This window comes from Burkholderia singularis (genome assembly GCF_900176645.1).
Classification (GTDB): domain Bacteria; phylum Pseudomonadota; class Gammaproteobacteria; order Burkholderiales; family Burkholderiaceae; genus Burkholderia; species Burkholderia singularis.
This window is the reverse complement of record NZ_FXAN01000092.1, coordinates 1-3,310: the sequence shown is the minus strand read 5'-3', so window position 1 is coordinate 3,310 and position 3,310 is coordinate 1. Positions and strand designations below refer to the sequence as shown.

The 3,310-nt window shown below is 57.6% G+C and carries 1 protein-coding gene and 1 pseudogene; both read left to right on the top strand.

Annotated elements, in window-relative coordinates; genetic code table 11:
• Window positions 1–116 precede the first annotated feature (116 nt).
• Window positions 117–1,874: pseudogene (vgrG, locus tag BSIN_RS19875) on the top strand (type VI secretion system tip protein VgrG); the annotation flags it as partial.
• Between the two features lie 1,254 nt (window positions 1,875–3,128).
• On the top strand, window positions 3,129–3,310 hold a 182-nt coding region (locus tag BSIN_RS19870; protein ID WP_143757433.1), incomplete at its 3' end, for a transposase.

The following is a 3,310-nucleotide window of genomic DNA, read 5'->3' as shown; positions in this document are numbered from 1 at the left end:
CGCGCTCGTTTCGTCTTGTTCATCTTCTTGACTCTCCTTGCTTGAGTTTAAACGCTCAGCAAGGGATTCGTTTTTCGGGGGCAAGCTCAACGTGTTTCCCTAAACGGGGTTGTTGCATGGCATCGGACATGCTGGATAAGGTGCTGCGCGGCGGTTACGCGCAGTTCGATCGTATCGTCAAACTTGACACTCCGCTCGGCGACAACTGGCTCACGCCACTGTACGTCAAGATTAAAGCGCGGCTCGGGCGCAATTTCGAGGTGACTGTCGATGCCTCATCGGTCGTCGGCGACAAGATCAAGCTCAGCGCCCTGATGCTGCAGCCCGTCACGCTCTGGATCCGCCAGACGGACGGCGGCTATCTGCCAATCCATGGCTACGTGCAACAGGCTCGCCGCCTAGGAAACGATGGCACTTTGTCGTACTTTCAGCTCCATTTCGCTTCATGGTTAAGCTTCCTCAAGCTCAGTAGCGATCGGCGCGACTGGCAGGAGGTCAGCGGCTGGCAAATTCTCACCGACGTATTCGACAAGCATCCCCAGGCGTCGGGCAATTATGGTCAGGAACTGCGCACGGCGATACGCTCATATTCGCACCGCGTGCAGTGGGAAACCGACTGGAATTTTGTTCACCGGAGTCTGGAGGAAGTCGGCGTGTTTCCGCGCTTCGATTTCGCGAAGGATGGCAAGTCGCACAAGGTCGTCATGATGGACGACCTCTATTTTGGGCCGTCGCTGCCGAATTCGGAGATGAAGTTCAGCCACGCGGGTACCGACCAGGATTTCGACGGACTTACCCAGTTGAGCGAACAGCAGGACGCCCAAAGTGCGACGCTGACGCTCGGTACCGTCGACTACAAGCGACCTGACCTCGATAAACAGGCGAGCACGCCAGCGGCTGACCTTGATGAGTTGCCCGGCCAGGGCGAAGAGTATCTTTATACCGGCTCACAGACGTGGGCCGAATCTGATGCTGGACAACAACAGGCCCGCATCCGCACCGAGGAATGGGCTTCGCGAGCAAAACGCTATTTCGCGATCGGCAGTCCCCGCTATGCATTGCCCGGCTACTGGTTCAAGGTGTCGGGACATCCCCTCTTCGATGCTTTGCCGGAGGAGGAGCGCGAACTGTCGATCATCGCGAGCGACTGGTTGATCCAAAATAACTTGCCCGGCATAGACGCGCTCACGCGATTCCCGCGCAGCCTGCGCAGCGAGATCGAACAGTTCAAGGCGGCCGGAGCCGGTACGACCGTGAGCCACCGCGATGGCGGTATCGGATTTTTTCATGTCGAGATCGAAGCGCAACGCCGCAAGACGCCGTACCGCAGCCCGTTCGAGCACGAGAAGCCCGAGATGCACTTGCAGACGGCAATCGTCGTGACGGACAGCGACGAGGAAATCCACACGGACGACGGCAATCGTGTGCGGGTCCGGACGTCGAACAGTCGCAAGGATCGCAATACGAAGTCAACGTCGTGGATTCGCGCGGCGATGCCAGACGCAGGCTCGAAGCGCGGCGGTTACTTTCCGTTGCGCAAAGACGATCAGGTGCTCCTCGGGTTCGTCAATGGCGACTGCGACCGGCCTGTAATCATCTCGCGACTGCACGGTGGCGCAACGATGCCGGTGTGGCACACGCACGGCCTGCTGTCCGGCTTCCGTTCTCGCGAATACGGCGGCGACGGCTTCAACCAGCTCGTCATGGACGACGCTACCGGGCAGAACCGGGTCCACCTTTACTCGTCGAGCTACAGTTCTCACCTGCATTTGGGTTACCTGGTCGAACAATCTGATAACACGCGCGGCTCGTTCCTCGGCAACGGATTCGACCTGAAGTCCGGCGCGTACGGCGCGGTACGTGCGTATTTCGGGGAACGTGATCAGCGATTTCGGTTGAACGTGATCAGTGGTTCCGATTGATGGTGATCGGCCGTTTCGGTCGAAGGTGATCGCTGATCACCGGTTTCCGAAACGAGCGATCATCTTGCCGAAACGGGTGATCACGTTCCCGGAATGAGTGATCAGCGAACCGAAACAGCTGATCACGCGACCGAAACGGGATAGCCGTTCCGGCTCGGCGGTGGTGTTGCGTATGTGATCAACGACGGGCGTTAGCCTTGATCCTTTTTAGGGGACAGGTTGATGCCGGCACATCGGATGAGCATGCGCAAACTGAAGGAAGACTAGCGGTGCTGACTCAATTCGATCCATCTCAACAACAAAGAACTCGGCTTCTACTTCATCCGTACATCGAACCCGTTGCATACCGTCCGAAATGGTCCCATCGCGCTACTCAAGGCCGTGAATACTCAATGTTCCGGGTATTTTCCGGGATGGATCGAACTGGTGATTGCGCATCTTTTCCTGAACTCGAAGGCGGTTTTACATCCGAGAGCGTTGGTCCACGACTGGCATCCCTCGGACAAAACGCGCGATGGCTTTCGCCATTTTCCGGTCACTTCCTTCGGTCGACTCAGCCAAGGCTTTTCCTACGGCACGCCAGGCAGACAACGTAGGCAGATGAGCATCGAATGTCGTCTTCGAATTACGGGACGGCGTCTTTCTCGTGTGCATTGCTGCGTCGCGTGCTTGCATATGCAAGGCAGTCTGCCGTTCATACTGCTGGGTCACGCCACGTGTGCGCCGAGCCGTGGATGCTTCACAAGAACGAAGTCGGTGACGTGGTGCGGCTTCTAGTCGTGCATGACGCGCAACTGGCAGCGGTGCCGAAGCACCGCTATCTGGCGGCGTGGGATCGGTTGCAGCGATTCGTACGAGGTTCCGGACGATCACCGATTCCCACGGGAGTACCTAGTGAGCGCGAGCATGAGCCATACTAAGGGCGCTGCGTCCGCTGCTGTCCTGCGCGATACAGTAGAGACCGTGCGCCTTAAGGGTTCGTAACAAGTGTTCGATGGGGGCACTTCTGGGGGCATGAGATTGTCGATGTGTGTGACTGTGCCTTGTGTGGTTTGCGATTCGGTGATTTGTTCTGTTCCTGCAGCCGCACCAATAGAATCAAGGGGTTACGTGATTTTCACGTAACCCCTTGTGCTTTGTAAGCGTGTCCCCAGCACCGTCTCGACGATGTGAAAGGAAGTTGCCAGAGTAGTCCCCACCAAAGTAGTGGGGACCAAAGTGGCAACAGATACGCCGAAGAGAACTTCACGCAAAGGCATCCCGAATCACCCGATCGAATTTCGACGGCATCTGGCCAAGCTGGCCTGCGAGCCGGACGTATCGGTGGCGCGTCTGGCGATGGAGCATGGGGTGAATCCGAACCTGGTGTTCAAATGGCGTCGAGCATT